Below are 18,342 nucleotides of genomic sequence, written 5' to 3' on the forward strand. Positions count from 1 at the left end.
GACACGGGCGGCAAGAGGGTCTTTCGACGGGGAGGAGGCATGGCGGTGATTCATATCGGTATTTCCGGCTGGCGTTATACCCCTTGGCGCGGGGGCTTTTACCCCAAGGGGCTGGTGCAAAAGCGCGAATTGCAATTCGCTTCGCGGGCGGTCAACAGCATTGAGATCAATGGTTCGTTCTACGCCCTGCAACGTCCCGAACGCTATGCCCAGTGGTACAGCGAGACGCCCGCCGACTTCGTCTTCAGCGTGAAAGCGCCGCGCTACATCACCCATATCAGACGCCTGAAAGATATCCACAAGCCGCTGGCCAATTTTTTCGCCTCCGGGGTGCTGGAGCTCAAGGAAAAGCTCGGCCCGATCCTCTGGCAGTTCCCGCCCAGTTTCAAATTCGACGCCGAGCTGTTTGAACGTTTTCTCGAACAATTGCCGCACACCACCGAACAGGCCGCCGCCCTCGCCCGCCAACACGAGCCGCGTCTGAACGGCCGCGCCAGCATGACCGCCTACCGCAAAAAGCCGCTGCGCCATGCCGTGGAAATCCGTCACGAAAGTTTTGTCGATCCAGCCTTCGTTCGCCTGCTCAAGCGCTACAACATCGCCCTTGTGATTGCCGACACCGCCGGCAAATGGCCCTACCGCGAAGACATCACCAGTGATTTCGTCTACTTGCGCCTGCACGGCGCCGAACAGCTCTATGCCAGCGGCTATACCCCGCAAGCGCTGAAAAACTGGGGCGACCGGATTGACGCCTGGCACCACGGCCGGCAACCCGCCGACGCGCACCTGATCGCCCCTCGGCTAAAACCCCGTGTAAGAAAGTCCCGCGAGGTGTTCTGCTACTTCGATAACGACATCAAAGTCCGGGCGCCTTTTGATGCGCGCAGTCTGCTGGAGCGTTTCGACCTCGCCAAAGACCTGGCCACCCGCCCCGGCGAACCCGCCGCCGACGGGGTATTGCCATGAACATCGCCGAGCAGCCGCAGGAACTGACAGCGAATCTCGACCGCGTGCGGCGCTTCACGGTGCTGACGATCAACACCCACAAGGGGTTCACCCCACTCAACCGGCGTTTCATCCTGCCGGAGTTGCGTGAAGCAGTGCGCAGCGTGTCCGCCGATGTGGTGTTTTTGCAGGAAGTCCATGGCGCCCACGAACATCATCCCCAGCGCTACAGCAACTGGCCGACGATGCCGCAGTACGAATTCCTCGCCGACACCCTGTGGCCGCAATTCGCCTACGGACGCAACGCGGTCTACCCGGCGGGCGATCACGGCAATGCGCTGCTGTCGAAATTCCAGATCATCCGCCACGACAACCTCGACGTCTCCATCAGCGGCCATGAGAACCGTGGTCTGTTGCATTGCGTGCTGCGCCTGCCGGGCGAGGGCCCTGAAGTGCATGCGATTTGCGTGCACCTGGGCTTGCACGAAGGTCATCGCCGCGACCAGCTTGAACTGTTGAGCCAACGCCTGGCAGAACTGCCGCACGATGCGCCGGTGATCGTCGCCGGCGACTTCAACGACTGGCGCCAGCGCGCCGATGCGCTGCTCGAACCCAGCGGTTTGCGCGAGGTGTTTGCCGAACATCTGGGTAAACCCGCCCGCACGTTTCCGGCCCGTTGGCCGGCATTGCGCCTTGACCGCATCTACGTGCGCAACCTCAAGGCCAGCCGTCCGACAGTGTTGGCTGCTCGCCCCTGGTCCCACCTGTCCGACCATGCACCGCTGTCGGTGGAGATCGAATTATGAGCAGCGCACCGAAAGCCGCGGTCGAGCACCTGTCTACCACCGCACCGGTCCGCGAGCCCGGTGTGGTCGATGTCGAGTACGGCTGGCAGGGCAACAACCGGGTCGAGCTACTGGAAAACGGCGAAGCGTATTTCCCCAGGGTATTCGAGGCGTTGCGGGCGGCCCAGAGCGAAATCCTGCTGGAGACCTTCATCATCTTCGAGGACAAGGTCGGCAACGAGCTGCAGCAAATCCTCATCGACGCCGCCCGGCGCGGGGTACGCACCACGGTCAGCCTCGACGGCTTCGGCTGTGGCGAATTGAGCACCGGTTATCTCGCCGCCCTCAGCGAAGCCGGCGTGCACCTGCAAATCTTCGACCCGGCGCCGCGACACCTGGGCATCCGCACCAACTGGTTCCGCCGCCTGCACCGCAAGATCGTGGTGATAGACGGCACGATTGCGTTCGTCGGCGGGATCAACTTTTCCGGCGATCATCTGGCCGATTTCGGTGCCCAGGCCAAGCAGGATTACGCGGTCGAAATACAGGGCCCGGCGGTCGCCGACATTCATCATTTCGCCCTGCTGCAAAGCGGTCGCCCGGCCCGCGCCCGATACTGGTGGCAACGTCGGCGCCAACGCCGTTCGCAGCTGGCGTTCAATGATCACGACGGTCAGGTGCGTCTGGTGTATCGCGATAACGGTGATCACAGCGGCGACATCGAAGAGGTTTATCGGCAAGTGTTGCGCAGTGCGCAGCGGCGGGTGGTGATCGCCAACGCGTATTTCTTTCCGGGTTATCTGCTGCTGCGCGAGATCCGTAACGCAGCGCGTCGTGGCGTGCAGGTGCGGCTGATCCTGCAAGGCCAGCCGGACATGCTGGTGGCCAAGCTCGCGGCGCGCATGACCTACGACTACCTGCTCAAGTCAGGTGTGCAGATTCACGAATATTGCCAGCGCCCGCTGCACGGCAAAGTGGCGCTGGTGGACGAGGACTGGTGCACGGTCGGCTCCAGCAACCTCGACCCGCTGAGCCTGTCGCTGAACCTGGAAGCCAATGTGCTGATCCGCGACCGGGCGTTCAACCGCCTGCTGTTCGAACGCCTCGAAGACCTGAGCAACAACCACTGCAAGGCGATGGCGACGGACACATCGCCGCGCGGGCGGATCTGGCACATGACCGTCGGCTTTCTGGTGTTTCACTTCCTGCGGCACTTTCCGGCCTGGGCCGGGTGGCTGCCGGCACACAAGCCGCGCCTCAAACCCTTCACTCATCCCGCCGCGAGCGATCACCATGAGCCGCCCTGATGCCCAATCGGCAGCCCCGGCCGGGCATCCGCGCACGTCTCGTTGGAGCCGCTGGAAAAAGCCGCTGACAGTGTTGTTCTTTCTGGCGCTGATCGTACTGTTCACGCTGCTCGCCCGGCGTATCGAATGGAACGAGGTGTTCGACACCCTGGCGGATTTCAAGGTGCGCACGCTGGTCATTGCGTCGCTGCTGACGCTGTCGAGTTTTCTGGTGTACGCCTGCTTCGACCTGATCGGCCGCACCTACATCCGCCAGGACCTGACGTGGCGACAGATCCTGCCAGTAGGCGTGATCAGCTACGCCTTCAACCTCAACCTCAGTGCCTGGGTCGGCGGCATCGCCATGCGTTATCGGCTGTATTCACGGCTGGGGGTAAGCAAAGGCAACATCGCGAAGATCCTCGGGCTGAGCCTGGCCACCAACTGGTTTGGCTACATGGTGATTGCCGGCGCGGTGTTCAGCAGCGCTCTGGTGACAATGCCGCCAGGCTGGAAACTGAGCAGCGCGGCGTTGCAGGCCGTGGGCGTGTTGCTGCTGCTGATCAGTGCGGGTTATCTGGCAGCGTGCCGATTTTCCAGGCGACGGGAATGGGCGATACGTGGGGTTGAAATCAACCTGCCGTCAGTGCGCATGGCGGTGTTGCAACTGGCCCTCGGGGCGTTGAACTGGTCGTTGATGGCGGCCGTGATTTTCACCTTGTTGCCGAGCAAGCTGGATTATCCGCTGGTGCTCGGGGTGTTGTTGATCAGCGCGATTGCCGGGGTCATCACCCACATCCCGGCGGGGCTCGGGGTGCTGGAGGCGGTGTTCGTGGCGCTGCTGCAACATGAGGCGTCGCGCGGGAGTCTGGTGGCGGGGTTGCTGGCGTACCGGGCGATCTATTTCATCTTGCCGTTGTTGATTACGCTGGTGATGTATCTGCTGGTGGAGGCCAAGGCGAAGGCGTTGCGGATAGAGAAGAAGCCTTCTTGAGGTATGTGCTGTAGCTGATGCCGCCATCGCGAGCAAGCTCGCTCCCGCAGGGGATCGGGGTGTACGCAAATTTCGCAACCGATACCGAAAAATGTGGGAGCGAGCTCGCTCGCGATGGCGGCCTTAAAGTCACCGCCCCTATCAGCTCGATTGAATAATGCTCAACCGCTCCCCCACCACCATCTCTGTAATCCAGTCCACCAGGATCGAGGTATAAGCCTGCTGTGCCACTGGGTCAGTCAGTGCATGATCGGCGCCATCAATGATGCGGTGAGTCAGCGAATGCGTGTGCTGACACGCCGCGCGGTAACTCATGATCGTGGCATGCGGCACATGGTCGTCAGTCTCGGACTCGACCAGCAACACGTCGCCAGTGAAATGTGCACAGGCGTGCAACGCGCGGTTGCTGTCGGCGTGCACCAGCGTGCTGCGGTAATCGCGCAGGTCAGCCTTGTCCAGATCACGTTTGGCGGTGTGCCATTGCTCGTCGCGATACAGCGCCGGCACCCGCAGTCCCAGCCAGCGCACCGGACGCAGCGAGGTCAGGATCGCCGCCAGGTACCCGCCATAACTGGTGCCCACCACCGCGACGGCCGACGTATCGATGGCCGGGTGCGAGAGCAGGCGGTCATAGGCCGCGAGCAGATCCCGCAGGTTGTCGTCACGGGTCACGCGGGACAGTGAAAGTCCCGTCCCGCCGGTATGCCCGCGCAGGTCGAAGGTCAGGCACACACAACCAAGACCGGCGATGCCCTTGGCCCGTTCCAGGTCTCGTTCCTGACTACCGCCCCAACCGTGCACAAACAGCACGCCGGGGACTTTCGATTTGGGGCTGAGAAAAGTCCCGCTCATCTGTTCGTCGTCGATGTCGATTTGAATGCTTTCGCTTCTAGCCGTCATAGGATTTGACCGTCACGTACTTGAGAAGAAAGTCGCTGTTTTCAGCCGGGCCGCGATACACCTCAATGGCGTCAGCCGGCAGCGGCTGATCGAGGTAGGTTTCTACCGACGACACGCGTATCGCACGCATGCCGGGGTCGTTGACGAAACTCTGCAACGCCGCCACTTCGGCACTGCTGGCACCGCCCATGCGCCACGACTGTTCGAGTACGCCGCTGCGCTGCTGGCCATCGCTGTCCAGGCCTTGAGCGATGTCGTAATTGCGCCGCGAGGCATAAAAGCCGGGATAGGCTTCGTCGGCAGCACTGTCGAACACCTGTGCCTGTTCAATGGCCAGGCGCACATCGTCGGGCAACTCCAGCGCCAGCAACTGCGCGTAGCCACCACGCACCGCTTGCAGGTTCGAACCGCCGTAGACCTGCTCGCCCTGACCGTCTTCGGTCAAGTATTGCTCACCGCAGTAACTGAACACGTAATCGCCGATAAACGACTGGCCGACGCTGTGGGTGATGACCTGGTCCAGCTCCTGTTCCAACACTACGCCGTCGGTAAACAATTGTCCGGCGTCGGGCCGGGCGAGAATGGCGTCGAATGCGTCAAGGCTGCCGATCACCTGCTGCCCGCGACCGGCGCAGGCGTGGATTGGCTTGAGGCGGATCGGGCCGGTGTACAGCAAGTGTTCGGCGGCCGGTCGCGCGTCCTCCAGGGAAAACACGCTCAGGCCGTCCAGCACCACGTTGCGCACCCGTTCGGAGAATAAGGGTGACCAGCCTTGCGGTGCGTAGGCGTAGTGATTGCGTAAGCCGTGGCTGATGGCTTTGGTGGCAATGAAATCGTGTTCGACGTAGCCGCCCCACAGGTCTTGCGGGCCCTTGATTCCCAATTGTCCGGCGGCCTCTGCGCCGACCAGCGTCTGGGTCGGCAACAGGTAAAGATCGCGACTGCTGTGCATCAACGGGTCGAAGCTTCCGCCGTACTTGAGCCCCAGAATCTGCGCCAGCCAACGGGCCAGCGCACGATTGGTTTCGACTTCGTGCAACGGTGCGTCGGGACGCACGGAATGGGCAAGTACCAGCTTTTTGCGATTTGTCGGGGTCATGCGTCCCCCTCAATCTGCGCTTGATGGATGTGGTGTGAGGGGTGCAGGGATCAGGCCAGTCGGGGGTGTGGGGAAATGACTTTGATATCAGCGAGTTGCTGAATGGGTGATGGCATGGGGCCTGTTTGATTCTGCACGAATGCCCGCTCAGACCCGGCACTTTGCACGATTTAAAGACTGATGCGGGCTCATGTGGAATCGTCGCACCGCCGCTCCTACAAGGTTTTTTGGGATGTCAGGAATTATCGTGGCCCGGCCGCCGGCGGTGTCACTCCGAACCGCGTCCGGTAATCGCTCGGCGCCAGCCCGGTGATTTTCCGGAAGGTGGCGCGGAATGCGCTCGCGTCCTGATAGCCGACCGTCCAGGCAATGTGGTCGATGGTGCCGTTGGTGAACTCAAGCATTTCCCGGGCCTTGCCGACTCGCAGGTGCTGACAATACTCGGTCGGCTTCAGCCCGGTTGCCGCACGGAACCGGCGCAAAAACGTGCGTTCTTCCAATCCTGCCCGCTCGGCCATGGCGGTCAGCGACACATCGGTCGCCCCATTAGCTTGCAGCCAGTGCTGGACCTTGAGAATCGCCGCATCGCCGTGGCTGAGAATCGGTGCAAAGTTGCTGCCGCACTCGCTGGCGCTGTCACTGTGCTCCACCACCAGAAAGCGCGCCGTGGCAGTGGCAATGCTCGGTCCGAGCAAGCGGTCGACCAGGCGCAGACCCAGTTCCGACCAGGCCATCAGCCCTGCCGTGGTGATCAGGTCGCCGTCGTCGACAATCGGCACATCCGCCTTGAGCCTGATCGCCGGATAACGCTCGGCGAAGGCTTTGGCGGACGTCCAGTGCGTGGTCGCGCTACGCCCATTGAGCAAACCGCTTTCCGCCAGCAGAATCGACCCCACGCAAACGCCACCGAGTGTCGCGCCACCCGCGTGCTGCTGACGCAGCCAGCGCAGCAGCCCCTGAGGCGCCTGGGCTTGGGAAAACCCGCCAATCGAGGGCGGAATCAACACTGCGATCAGCCCCACATCAGGGCCGGGATGACTGTCGTAGACCCGCACCGGCAACTGATCGCCGTCCGCTTGCCAATGGCTGACACGCAGCGACGGCAACTGCTGCGCCTGATGTTCGGCAGCAATGCGCTCAGCCACGCCGAACAAGTCCGTCAAGCCGTGCACCGCCGCCATCTGTGCGCCCGGATAAATCAGCACGGCCAGTTCGACGATTGCCCTTTCTACACCCATTGTCAGTTTTCCCCCGTCTATTGTCGGTGCGGCCAATCCTCGGACGGCCCGTCGAACCCGATACTTGCTTGCACACCCAACAGCACTTCGAGGAAACACCCATGGCCAGGCAAGCAGTCATCGTAGTCGATATCCAGAACGACTACTTCCCCCACGGCAAGTGGCCGCTGGCAGGCGCCGATGCCGCCGCCGACAACGCCGTGCGGATCATTCAGGCGTTCCGCGAAGCCGGTGATCCGGTGGTGCACATCCGCCACGAATTCACGTCCGATGATGCACCGTTTTTTACCCCCGGTTCAGAGGGCGCGAAGTTGCACCCCAAGGTCGTTAATCGCGCCGACGAACCCGTGGTGCTCAAACACTTCGTCAATGCGTTTCGCGAAACCGATCTCAAAGCCATCCTCGACGAACAGCGCATCGAGCATCTGGTGATCGTCGGCAGCATGAGCCACATGTGCGTCGACGGCGTCACCCGCGCTGCCGCCGACTTTGGCTATACCGTGACCGTGATTCATGACGCTTGCGCCACCCGCGACCTGGAATTCAACGGTATGACGGTGCCGGCGGCGCTGGTGCATGCAGCATTCATGTCGTCGCTGGGTTTCGCGTATGCGAGCGTGGTGTCCGCACAGGAGTTTTTGGCGAGTCAGCGGTAAGTTAAAACCCTGGAAGAACACAAACATCCCTGTGGGAGCGAACCTGCTCGTGAAGGCGTAATGTCAGCAACCAGATTCATCGCTGACACTCCCTCTTCGCGAGCAGGCTCGCTCCCACAGTGGATTGCAGGTCTTGCTGGCTGACGGTCTTGTTTCCGTCACAAAAATCTCACGCGTGAGCTATTGAGCGCTGCAAACATTCGCTGTAGTGTCCACCACGCGTGAGATTTTCATAACGGAGTCACTACGATGAAAAGCCGCTCTCCCCCGGGTTCGCCGCTCGAATCCGCCACCGCCTCAAAGAGCCAACAAGGAGAGCGCTCGAAACCACCCGTGAAAAAACCGTCGAGCTTCTACATGAAGCAGATGCGCGCGGGGCTCAGTGCTGCCGGCTATGTGAAACACGAGGCTTGGGTGCTGCCCGAAAACCGAAGCCTGCTCAAGCAGATGGAGAAACAGCTACGCCAGCCGATCAAGGCTGGCTCAATCATGTCGGAGAATTACATGAGCGCAGGTAACAACTGGAACATCGACCGCCTGTTCACCGCCCTTCAGGCACTGGAAGAGGTGGCGTCCAAAGACATCACCCTGTCCCTGGTCCAAGGCTCCGAATCCAGCATCAAGCTGGAAATGAACGACTTCGGCGGCTTGCCGATTTACATCGCAGTGGTTGGCGATCAGATCATCGTCGACACCGTGCTGGTGGACATCGAATCGATCACCGACGTGCGCACCTTCAATGAAGCCGTGCTGCGCAGCCGCGAACTGTTCCCGCTGTCGTCGATCGGTATCGAGTCCATGCCGAACGGGCAAACCGTCTACAACATGTTCGGCGCGCTGAGTTCCGACTCCAGCCTGACCAACGTAGTGACCGAGGTCAAAACCCTGGTCGACAACGTCCATCGCGCCAGCGAAGCCTTCGAACACTTCTTCAAATAATTTCGGGAACAAGGAAAATTCAATGAGTCAGTCCATCTGGAGCAAGTTGTTCACTGCACTGCGCGGCGGCGCCAATGAAGTCGGCGAAGCAATCGTCGATCAACAGGCCCTGCGCATCCTCGATCAGGAAATTCGCGACGCCGACAGCGCCCTGGCCAACGCCCGCCGCGAGCTGGTCACCATCATGGCCAAGCACAAGCTGTCCGCTGATCGCGTGGCCGAATACCACGCCAAGATTCAGGACCTGGAATCCAAGGCCCTGGCCGCGATCCAGGCCGGCCGTGAAGACCTGGCGCTGGAAGTGGCCGAAGCCATTTCGACCCTGACCAACGACCTGACGGCTGAAGAAACCCAGAGCAACGAGTTCGGTGCCTACGCCGACAAGATGCGCAAGGACATCAACAAAGCCGAAAGCCGCATCAAGAGCCTGCGCCAGCAAGTGGACATGGCCAAGGCGCGTGAAAGCGTGCAGAAAGCCCAGGTCAGCGCTTCCATCGCCAGCGGCGGTGCCAACGGCAAGCTGGAAACAGCGGTCGGTACATTGAACCGCCTGCAAGCCAAGCAGCAGCAACGCGCGGCCGAGCTGGAAGCCAGCGACGAAATCGCCGACGCCTCCAGCGGTAATGATCTGGATCGCAAACTGCGCGACGCAGGCATCACGCCGAATCAAGGCAGCGCCAATGCGATTCTGGAACGCCTGAAGAAGCAGTCGGCTGAGTAAACAGCGAGCAGCGTAATCCTGTGGGAGCGAGCCTGCTCGCGAAGGCGCAGTTTCAGCCGGATTTTCCAGTGACTGACACTCCGCCTTCGCGAGCAGGCTCGCTCCCACAATGGGTTCAGTGTTCAATATCTGCCGTCACCCGCCTCAAGGAAATGGTCAATGGGATGGTTTAAACAATTGATGGGGCTCGAAGCTCCGGCCGTCGTCACGCCTGCGGCGGACATCGGCCCGCTGGGTCTGGCCACGGGCAAAGGCGTCATGTTTGACGGCTCCCTGAGGCTGCTGCTCGACGGCAAAAGCACCGTCACCGTGCCCGGTTCCCAGGAAATCTGGAGCCAGGGCAAGGTTGATCTCGGGCAGTCGAACTGGCTGTCGCGCTATTACATGAACGACGAAGACTACTGGCTGCAGGTGCACACCACCGGCGACGTCAATGGCCAGGTCGAATCGGTGATCCTGTTCAACTACCTCAGTTACGTGACCATCAACAGTGAAGACGAACTGCGCCGTCTGGCCGGCCCTCAGAGCCAGATCGGCCTGCCCGTCTACACCCTCAACGGCATCGAATACAGCCGCGAATGGGGCACCGAACGCGGTCAAACCGAGCTGGTCCCGCTGACGGAATACGTGCGTAATCCAGGCGAGTCCTACAGCATCGAGCATCGCTCGATGCTGTATGCACGGGAAACCGGCCTGACCAATCGCCGGGAGCTGCTGCTGTTTTCCGTGGAACAGGACGCAGAAGGCGTCATCAGCCTGAGCACATCGCTGGGCATTTCGCTGTACACCACCGACCTGAACACTATTTGATACAAGGAAGTTTGCCATGCTTGAAACGCTCTCGATTTCGCTGAACAAAGCCGCGGTACTCGGCTTTGTTGTCTATCTGATCGGCGCCATCGCGGTGTTTGCGCTGTTCCAGTTCGTCTACACCCGCATCACTCCACACAAGGAGTTCGAGCTGATTCGCTCCGGCAACATCGCCGCAGCCATTGCCTTGTCGGGCGCCATCATCGGTTTCGCAATCCCGGCCAGCAACGTGATCGCCTACTCGGTCAATGTGCTGGACTTCATTGTCTGGGCGGTGATTGCCGCCGTGGTGCAACTGCTTGGTTTCCTGATGAGCAGCCTGGTACTCAAAGGCACGTCCGAGCGCATTCGCAACGGTGAAATCGCCGCCGGTATCTACGTGGCAGCGGTGGCCATCAGCGTCGGCATGTTCAATGCCGCGTGCATGACCCCGTCAACGAACTGATTGCGCCACGGAGCCTGTAATGAAACGAAGCAAGTACGTTCAGCTCTCGCTGGCAGCGTCGGTCGCCATGGCGATATCCGGCTGCGGGCCAACGGAAAAAACCTACTCGGTACAGAAAAAATACAACTTCCAGTCGGTCCAGCAGTGCGCCGATGAAAAACTCCCGGTGGACGTTTGCTCCGAGGCCTACATGACCGCCATGGCCGAACACCGTCGTATCGCCCCGGTGTACGACAGCCAGGACGATTGCGACGCCGACTTTGTCGCCGGCTGGTGCCAGCAGGATTCTGCGGGCAAGTTTCTGCCCAAGTTGGGTGGCTTTGAGCTGACAGCTGACGGCGAGGTCACGCAATCCCAGGTGGACGCCGCCAAGGCGCAATTGCCCGCTTCCGAAACCACCAACGGCGGCTCGGGCTTTTCCGGTAGCAGCCTGCTGACCGGACTGCTGATCGGCAACATGCTCAGCAACAACCGCAACAGCTATTACTCGCAACCGGTCTATCGCTACCGGGATGATCGCGGTAACTACGGCTCTTCGACGCTCGGCCAACGGGTATCGACGGGCTCCACCTTCAACCGGTCCAACCAGGCGAAGTACGGCTCGGGCTACAGCACCTCAACCTTCAAGTCGGGCAGCAAGCCGGTGTCCATCGCCTCGTCCACCTCCCGTGGCGGTTTCGGTAGTCAGGCCAGCGCACGAAGTGGCTGGGGCGGATCGGGCCGGAGTTTTGGCGGTTCGAGCAGTTAAGGAAGGCGTGCCATGAAGAAAATAATCTGCGCCGAACGTCACGACTGGAGACAGACTGCCGAAAGCCTCGGCTTTGTGTTCCACACCATTGATGGCGAACCCTATTGGGACGAGAGCGCGTATTACCAGTTCACGCTCAAGCAGATCGAGAACGATCTGGAAGACCCGACTACGGACATCCACGAGATGTGCATGGATCTGGTCGCCCGCGTGGTGCAGAGCGAGCAACTGCTGGAGCGCCTGAGCATCCCCCCAGTGTTCTTCGACATGATCTGTACCTCCTGGCGCGAAGGCCATCCGCATCTGTACGGGCGCATGGATTTTTCCTACAACGGTCAGGGGCCGGCCAAGCTGCTGGAACTCAACTACGACACGCCCACCAGCCTTTACGAGGCAGCAGCGTTCCAATGGGGCTGGCTGGAGCAATGCATCGAACGGGGCCTGTTGCCCAGGGATGCGGACCAGTTCAACAGCATCGACACCAAGCTGCACCAGGCCTTCGCCGAACTGCAACTGAAGAAGCCGTTCTACTTTTCATCGATAAAGGACTCGGTCGAAGACAAGGCCACCACCGACTACTTGCGCCTGATCGCGGAAAAAGTCGGCATCGAATCACGGCACATCGACATCGAGGACATCGGCCTCAATAGCGAAGGCCGTTTCGTCGACCTTGAAGAACGCTGGATTCCACATCTGTTCAAACTGCACGCCTGGGAATTCATTTTCCAGGAGCCCTTCGGTGCGGCGATTGCGCAGTGCGACACGCAGTTTTTTGAGCCGGCGTGGAAGGCCATCCTCTCCAACAAAGGCATCCTGCCGTTACTGTGGGAGTTCAACAAGGGGCATCCAAACCTGCTGGCGGCACATCTTGACCCAGACATCCACAAGGCCGTGCCCAAAGGCTGGGTACGCAAACCGTTCTTCTCCCGGGAAGGCGCCAACATCGAGTTGCAAACCACTGAAGGTCTGACCGTAAAAGAGGACGGCCCCTACACCGATGCGCCGTTCATCCTTCAGGAATTTGCGCCGTTGCCGCAGTTTGGCGAGAGTTTCACCTTGGTGGGATCCTGGGTCATCGGCGATCAGGCCGCGGGAATTGGTGTGCGCGAGGACAACAGTCTGATCACCAAGGATTCGAGCCGGTTCTTGCCGCATCTGATTCTTGATTGACCCCTTCACTCGCCCACAAAAAAGGCCCGACGCTGAGAGCGCCGGGCCTTTTTGTTTGTTACCGATTAAAGCTATAAATCAGAACGGGATATCGTCATCAAAGCTGTCGAAATCCGGAGCCGGTTGCGGTGCGGCTTGCTGAGGAGCCGGGCGCGACTGCTGTGGCGCGGACTGTTGCGGTGCCGACTGCTGCGGACGCGGAGCTTGCTGACGTGGCGCCGACTGCTGGTAGTTGTTGCCACCGGCTTGTTGGTCGCCCTGCTGTGGACGGCCGCCCAGCAGTTGCATGGTGCCTTGCATGTCGACCACGATTTCAGTGGTGTAACGCTTGATGCCGTCTTTTTCCCACTCGCGGGTTTGCAACTTGCCTTCGATGTAGACCTGCGAACCTTTACGCAGGTATTCGCCAGCAATTTCGGCCACTTTGCCGAACATCGATACACGGTGCCATTCGGTCTTCTCGACCTTCTGACCGGTTTGCTTGTCAGTCCACTGTTCGCTGGTCGCCAGACTCAGGTTGGTCACGGCGTTACCGTTAGGCAAGTAGCGAACTTCGGGATCCTGGCCGCAAGTGCCGACCAATATGACTTTGTTAACCCCACGGGCCATAACGTTCTCCTAGGCTTCGCACGCTGTCGGTGCCGGGTTGTTCACCAGGCGTTCGAGGGCGGTGCGATCCAATAGTTCGGTGTCCAATTTGATGTAAATGGCCGCTTCATCAGCAACCACAACCGCATCTGTTACCCCTACAACGGCCTTCAGGCGCTCGACCAGACCCGCTTCGCGGATCGCCTCGGGCGATAACGGCAAGCGCAGGCTCGTCACGTAGGGTGGTTCGCGCATGGTAACAGCAAAGGCCAGCCAAAGTGCAGCCAGGCCGGCGCATCCAAGGAACACAACCGACAAACCGCCGTGCTGGAACAGCCAGCCGCCGAGGATGCCGCCGAGTGCCGAACCAAGGAACTGGCTGGTGGAATAAACCCCCATCGCCGTGCCCTTGCCGCCCGCGGGTGAAACCTTGCTGATCAGCGATGGCAGCGATGCCTCCAGCAAGTTGAACGCGGTAAAGAACACCACCGTCCCGATCACCAAAGCGCGCAGGCTGTCGCCGAACTTCCAGAAGAATAGCTCAGTGAGCATCAGCGTCAGCACCGCGCCCAATAAAACTCGTTTCATTTTGCGTTTCTTCTCGCCGTAAATGATGAACGGGATCATGGCGAAGAAAGAAATCAGCAGTGCAGTCAGGTACACCCACCAGTGCTGCTCCTTGGGCAGGCCGGCTTTTTCGACCAGCGCCAGGGGCAAGGCGACGAAGCTCGACATCAACATCGCGTGCAACACAAAAATGCCCAGGTCCAGGCGCAGCAGGTCCGGATGTTTGAGCGTCGGCAACAAGGCCTGCCGGGCGACGCCAGACTCGCGATGCTGCAACGGCCCGGTGGACTTGGGCACCATGAACATCACGATGACGATGCCGAACAAGGCCATGCCGCCCGTGGCCAGGAACAGCCCCGACAGGCCGAAGGCGCGGGTCAGCAGCGGCCCGACCACCATGGCGACGGCGAACGACAGACCGATGGTCATGCCAATCATGGCCATGGCCTTGGTCCGGTGTTGCTCGCGAGTCAGGTCCGACAGCAAGGCCATGACCGCGGCGGAAATCGCCCCGGCGCCCTGCAGGACGCGCCCGGCAATCACGCCCCAGATCGAATCGGCATTCGCCGCCAGTACACTGCCGAGGGCAAAGACGATCAGCCCCAGGTAAATCACCGGGCGGCGGCCGATACGGTCGGAAATGATCCCGAACGGAATCTGGAAAAGCGCCTGGGTCAGGCCATAAGCGCCAATCGCCAGCCCGATAAGGGCCGGGGTCGCTCCAGCCAGATCCATGCCATAGGTCGCCAGGACCGGCAACACCATGAACATGCCAAGCATACGGAAGGCGAACACCAGGGCCAGACCGCTTGCTGCGCGGGTCTCGCTGCCACTCATGCGTTCGCTGTGGGGATCGTGCATGGAATAACCTCATGTGAACCGGCGGCGATTCTACCAGTCCCATCGATTGACGGGGTACATCGCGACGCTTTGACGCGTATAGATGACGCAGTCTTCATACAAGGCTGCGCCCGGCTCATTTGATAGTGTGCATCCATCCAGTATTTGGCCGTATACTCCTACGTTTTCGACGCCCGCCAAGCGAGGCCACTTTGGACAAGATCCTGATTCGTGGGGCCCGAACCCACAACCTGAAGAACATCGACCTGACCCTGCCACGGGACAAGCTGATCGTCATCACCGGCCTGTCCGGATCCGGCAAGTCGTCCCTGGCCTTCGACACGCTGTACGCCGAAGGTCAGCGCCGCTATGTCGAGTCGCTGTCGGCCTACGCCCGGCAGTTCCTGTCGATGATGGAAAAGCCTGACGTCGACACCATCGAAGGTCTGTCGCCAGCCATTTCCATCGAACAGAAGTCGACCTCGCACAACCCGCGCTCGACGGTCGGCACCATCACCGAAATCTACGATTACCTGCGTCTGCTCTATGCCCGCGTCGGTATTCCACGCTGCCCGGATCACGATATTCCGCTGGAAGCGCAAACTGTCAGCCAGATGGTCGACCTGGTCCTCGCCCAGCCGGAGGGCAGCAAATTGATGCTGCTGGCGCCAGTGATCCGTGAGCGTAAAGGCGAGCACCTGTCAGTCTTCGAAGAACTGCGCGCCCAGGGTTTCGTCCGGGCACGGGTCAACGGCCGGCTCTGCGAGCTGGACGAGTTGCCGAAGCTGGATAAACAGAAGAAGCATTCGATTGATGTCGTCGTGGACCGCTTCAAGGTTCGCGCCGATCTGCAACAACGTCTGGCCGAATCGTTCGAGACCGCGCTGAAGCTGGCAGACGGTATTGCCCTGGTGGCGCCGATGGACGACGAGCCTGGCGAAGAGATGATTTTCTCCGCCCGTTTTGCCTGCCCGATCTGCGGTCACGCCATCAGCGAACTGGAACCCAAGCTGTTCTCCTTCAACAACCCGGCCGGCGCCTGTCCGACGTGCGATGGCCTGGGGGTGAAGCAGTTCTTCGACATCAAGCGACTGGTCAATGGCGAACTCACCCTGGCCGAGGGGGCGATACGCGGCTGGGACCGGCGTAACGTCTATTACTTCCAGATGCTCGGGTCGCTAGCCTCGCACTACAAATTCAGCCTGGAAGTGCCGTTCAACGACCTGCCGGCCGATCAGCAGAAATACATCCTGCACGGCAGCGGCTCGCAGAATGTCGACTTCAAGTACCTGAATGACCGTGGCGACATCGTCAAGCGCTCTCACCCGTTCGAAGGCATCGTGCCCAACCTGGAACGCCGCTACCGCGAGACCGAGTCCGCCTCGGTGCGTGAAGAGCTGGCCAAGTTCCTCAGTACTCAGCCTTGCCCGGATTGCCGTGGCACCCGCCTGCGTCGTGAGGCGCGGCATGTGTGGGTGGGCGAGAAAACGCTGCCGGCGGTGACGAACCTGCCGATTGGCGATGCGTGCGAATATTTCGGCGTGCTGAAGCTGACTGGCCGTCGCGGTGAAATCGCCGACAAGATTCTCAAGGAGATCCGCGAGCGCCTGCAGTTTCTGGTCAATGTGGGGCTCGACTACTTGTCGCTGGATCGCAGCGCCGACACCCTGTCTGGCGGTGAAGCCCAGCGTATTCGTCTGGCCAGTCAGATCGGCGCCGGTTTGGTAGGCGTGCTGTACATCCTTGATGAACCATCGATCGGTCTGCATCAGCGAGACAACGACCGTTTGCTGGGTACCCTCAAGCATCTGCGGGATATCGGCAACACGGTGATCGTGGTCGAGCATGACGAAGACGCCATTCGTCTTGCCGATTATGTCGTGGACATCGGCCCTGGTGCCGGCGTGCATGGTGGGCATATCGTCGCCGAAGGCACGCCAGCCGAAGTCATGGCACACCCGGACTCGCTGACCGGCAAGTATTTGTCAGGCCGGGTGAAAATCGCAGTACCGGCCAAACGCACACCGCGTAACAAAAAAATGACCCTGTCGCTCAAGGGCGCGCGCGGCAACAACCTGCGCAATGTCGATCTGGAAATCCCGCTGGGCCTGCTGACTTGCGTGACCGGTGTATCCGGTTCGGGCAAATCGACGCTGATCAACAATACGCTGTTCCCCCTGAGCGCGACCGCACTGAACGGTGCGACGACGCTTGAGGCCGCGGCGCACGACAGCATCAAGGGCCTGGAGCATCTGGACAAGGTCGTGGACATCGACCAGAGCCCTATCGGTCGTACACCGCGCTCGAACCCGGCCACCTACACCGGGCTGTTCACGCCGATTCGCGAGCTGTTCGCCGGTGTTCCGGAATCTCGCTCGCGGGGTTACGGGCCGGGGCGCTTCTCTTTCAACGTTAAGGGCGGGCGCTGCGAAGCGTGTCAGGGCGATGGCCTGATCAAGGTGGAAATGCACTTCCTGCCGGACATCTATGTGCCGTGCGACGTGTGCAAGAGCAAGCGCTACAACCGTGAAACCCTTGAGATCAAATACAAGGGCAAGAACATCCACGAAACCCTTGAGATGACCATCGAGGAAGCCCGGGAGTTCTTCGACGCGGTGCCGGCGCTGGCGCGCAAGCTGCAGACGCTGATGGACGTCGGTCTGTCGTACATCAAGCTTGGGCAGTCGGCGACTACGTTGTCCGGCGGTGAAGCTCAACGGGTGAAACTGTCCCGCGAGCTGTCCAAGCGTGATACCGGCAAGACGCTGTATATCCTTGATGAGCCAACCACCGGGTTGCACTTCGCGGACATTCAGCAACTGCTCGATGTACTGCATCGACTGCGCGATCACGGCAACACTGTGGTGGTGATCGAGCACAACCTGGACGTGATCAAGACTGCCGACTGGTTGGTGGACCTGGGGCCGGAAGGCGGCTCCAAGGGTGGCCAGATCATTGCGGTTGGTACACCGGAAGAAGTATCGGAGATGAAGCAGTCGCACACCGGCTTCTATCTCAAGCCGCTGCTGGCTCGCGACAAGGCCTGAATCGAGGCCATGAAAAAGCCCCTGTCACTTTATGGGTGACAGGGGCTTTTTGTTGTCTGTGAATCAGAACTGCGATTGCAGGTAATTCTCCAGACCGATCAGCTTGATCAGACCCAACTGCTTCTCCAGCCAGTAGGTGTGATCTTCTTCGGTATCGTTCAACTGAACGCGAAGAATCTCGCGGCTAACGTAGTCCTTGTGCAGCTCGCAAAGCTCAATGCCTTTGCACAGAGCAGCGCGGACTTTGTATTCAAGACGCAAGTCGGCAGCGAGCATATCCGGCACGGTGGTGCCGACATCCAGGTCGTCGGGACGCATACGTGGCGTGCCTTCGAGCATCAGGATGCGACGCATCAAGGCGTCAGCGTGCTGCGCCTCTTCTTCCATCTCGTGGTTGATACGTTCGTAGAGCTCGGTAAAACCCCAGTCCTCGTACATCCGCGAATGGATGAAATATTGATCACGCGCTGCCAACTCGCCGGTCAGCAACGTGTTGAGGTAATCGATTACGTCTGGGTGGCCTTGCATCGCCCTACATCTCCCTGCTTGAAAGTCTGTAGTTTG

General features: G+C 60.4%; 18 protein-coding genes. 12 read left to right on the plus strand and 6 right to left on the minus strand.

The window, feature by feature from the left end; genetic code table 11:
* The first annotated feature begins 39 nt into the window (after positions 1-39).
* From POF45_RS12525 to POF45_RS12540, 4 genes are read left to right on the plus strand one after another with little or no spacing between them, the layout of a single operon-like run.
* Positions 40-966 carry a DUF72 domain-containing protein gene (locus POF45_RS12525; RefSeq protein ID WP_282315789.1) on the plus strand — a complete coding sequence of 309 codons (927 nt, stop codon included), beginning with the start codon at positions 40-42 and terminating at the stop codon, positions 964-966.
* A complete protein-coding gene (locus POF45_RS12530) occupies positions 963-1,751 on the plus strand; it encodes an endonuclease/exonuclease/phosphatase family protein (RefSeq protein WP_282315790.1) in 789 nt (262 codons plus the stop codon). Before POF45_RS12525 ends, POF45_RS12530 begins: the two co-directional genes overlap by 4 nt.
* Positions 1,748-3,037, plus strand: a complete 1,290-nt coding sequence (gene clsB / locus POF45_RS12535) for a cardiolipin synthase ClsB (protein WP_282315792.1) — start codon at positions 1,748-1,750, stop codon at positions 3,035-3,037. Before POF45_RS12530 ends, clsB begins: the two co-directional genes overlap by 4 nt.
* Positions 3,024-4,010 (plus strand): lysylphosphatidylglycerol synthase domain-containing protein, encoded by a 987-nt coding sequence (locus POF45_RS12540; protein ID WP_282315793.1) that lies wholly within the window; start codon positions 3,024-3,026, stop codon positions 4,008-4,010. Before clsB ends, POF45_RS12540 begins: the two co-directional genes overlap by 14 nt.
* Positions 4,011-4,151: 141 nt before the next feature.
* Here POF45_RS12540 and POF45_RS12545 read toward each other — a convergent pair whose 3' ends face one another.
* The 3 genes from POF45_RS12545 to POF45_RS12555 form a co-directional block, all read right to left on the minus strand.
* Positions 4,152-4,910, minus strand: a complete 759-nt coding sequence (locus POF45_RS12545; RefSeq protein ID WP_259496942.1) for an alpha/beta hydrolase family protein — start codon at positions 4,908-4,910, stop codon at positions 4,152-4,154.
* Positions 4,900-6,009, minus strand: a complete 1,110-nt coding sequence (locus POF45_RS12550) for a DUF3182 family protein (RefSeq protein ID WP_282315794.1) — start codon at positions 6,007-6,009, stop codon at positions 4,900-4,902. The genes POF45_RS12545 and POF45_RS12550 overlap by 11 nt, the downstream gene beginning before the upstream one ends.
* A 242-nt stretch (positions 6,010-6,251) precedes the next feature.
* Entirely contained in the window at positions 6,252-7,247 is a 996-nt protein-coding gene (locus POF45_RS12555) for a GlxA family transcriptional regulator (RefSeq protein WP_282315795.1), read from the minus strand.
* 101 nt (positions 7,248-7,348) lie between these two features.
* Here POF45_RS12555 and POF45_RS12560 point away from each other — a divergent pair, with 101 nt between their 5' ends.
* The 7 genes from POF45_RS12560 to POF45_RS12590 all read left to right on the plus strand — a co-directional run bounded on the left by POF45_RS12560 (position 7,349) and on the right by POF45_RS12590 (position 12,736).
* Positions 7,349-7,903, plus strand: coding sequence for a cysteine hydrolase family protein (locus POF45_RS12560; protein WP_282315796.1), 555 nt, complete (start codon positions 7,349-7,351; stop codon positions 7,901-7,903).
* Between the two features lie 249 nt (positions 7,904-8,152).
* Positions 8,153-8,842, plus strand: a complete 690-nt coding sequence (locus POF45_RS12565; protein ID WP_409077907.1) for a YjfI family protein — start codon at positions 8,153-8,155, stop codon at positions 8,840-8,842.
* Between the two features lie 22 nt (positions 8,843-8,864).
* Positions 8,865-9,563 carry a PspA/IM30 family protein gene (locus POF45_RS12570; protein ID WP_259496948.1) on the plus strand — a complete coding sequence of 233 codons (699 nt, stop codon included), beginning with the start codon at positions 8,865-8,867 and terminating at the stop codon, positions 9,561-9,563.
* A gap of 159 nt (positions 9,564-9,722) precedes the next feature.
* Positions 9,723-10,373: a YjfK family protein gene (locus POF45_RS12575; RefSeq protein ID WP_259496949.1), complete on the plus strand. Its 651-nt coding sequence runs from the start codon at positions 9,723-9,725 to the stop codon at positions 10,371-10,373.
* A gap of 16 nt (positions 10,374-10,389) precedes the next feature.
* Positions 10,390-10,818 (plus strand): DUF350 domain-containing protein, encoded by a 429-nt coding sequence (locus POF45_RS12580; protein WP_259496950.1) that lies wholly within the window; start codon positions 10,390-10,392, stop codon positions 10,816-10,818.
* 19 nt (positions 10,819-10,837) lie between these two features.
* The gene (locus tag POF45_RS12585) at positions 10,838-11,566 is read left to right on the plus strand and encodes a DUF1190 domain-containing protein (protein WP_259496951.1); all 729 of its coding nucleotides are present in this window, start codon (positions 10,838-10,840) and stop codon (positions 11,564-11,566) included.
* Between the two features lie 12 nt (positions 11,567-11,578).
* Positions 11,579-12,736, plus strand: a complete 1,158-nt coding sequence (locus POF45_RS12590; protein ID WP_282315797.1) for a glutathionylspermidine synthase family protein — start codon at positions 11,579-11,581, stop codon at positions 12,734-12,736.
* A 78-nt stretch (positions 12,737-12,814) separates the two neighbouring features.
* On the opposite strand, the gene POF45_RS12595 is transcribed toward POF45_RS12590, so the two are convergent.
* Together POF45_RS12595 and POF45_RS12600 are read right to left on the minus strand one after the other, a co-directional pair.
* On the minus strand, positions 12,815-13,345 hold the full coding sequence (locus POF45_RS12595; protein ID WP_259496953.1) for a single-stranded DNA-binding protein: 531 nt from the start codon (positions 13,343-13,345) through the stop codon (positions 12,815-12,817).
* 9 nt (positions 13,346-13,354) lie between these two features.
* Positions 13,355-14,752, minus strand: coding sequence for an MFS transporter (locus tag POF45_RS12600; protein ID WP_282315798.1), 1,398 nt, complete (start codon positions 14,750-14,752; stop codon positions 13,355-13,357).
* A gap of 191 nt (positions 14,753-14,943) precedes the next feature.
* Between POF45_RS12600 and uvrA the strand changes: the two genes are divergently transcribed.
* Complete coding sequence (gene uvrA, locus POF45_RS12605) at positions 14,944-17,778, plus strand: excinuclease ABC subunit UvrA (RefSeq protein WP_259496956.1); 2,835 nt, start codon at positions 14,944-14,946, stop codon at positions 17,776-17,778.
* Between the two features lie 63 nt (positions 17,779-17,841).
* On the opposite strand, the gene bfr is transcribed toward uvrA, so the two are convergent.
* Positions 17,842-18,306, minus strand: coding sequence for a bacterioferritin (gene bfr / locus POF45_RS12610; protein WP_259496958.1), 465 nt, complete (start codon positions 18,304-18,306; stop codon positions 17,842-17,844).
* Positions 18,307-18,342 lie beyond the last annotated feature (36 nt).

Source organism: Pseudomonas fungipugnans (assembly GCF_029955235.1).
Classification (GTDB): domain Bacteria; phylum Pseudomonadota; class Gammaproteobacteria; order Pseudomonadales; family Pseudomonadaceae; genus Aquipseudomonas; species Aquipseudomonas fungipugnans.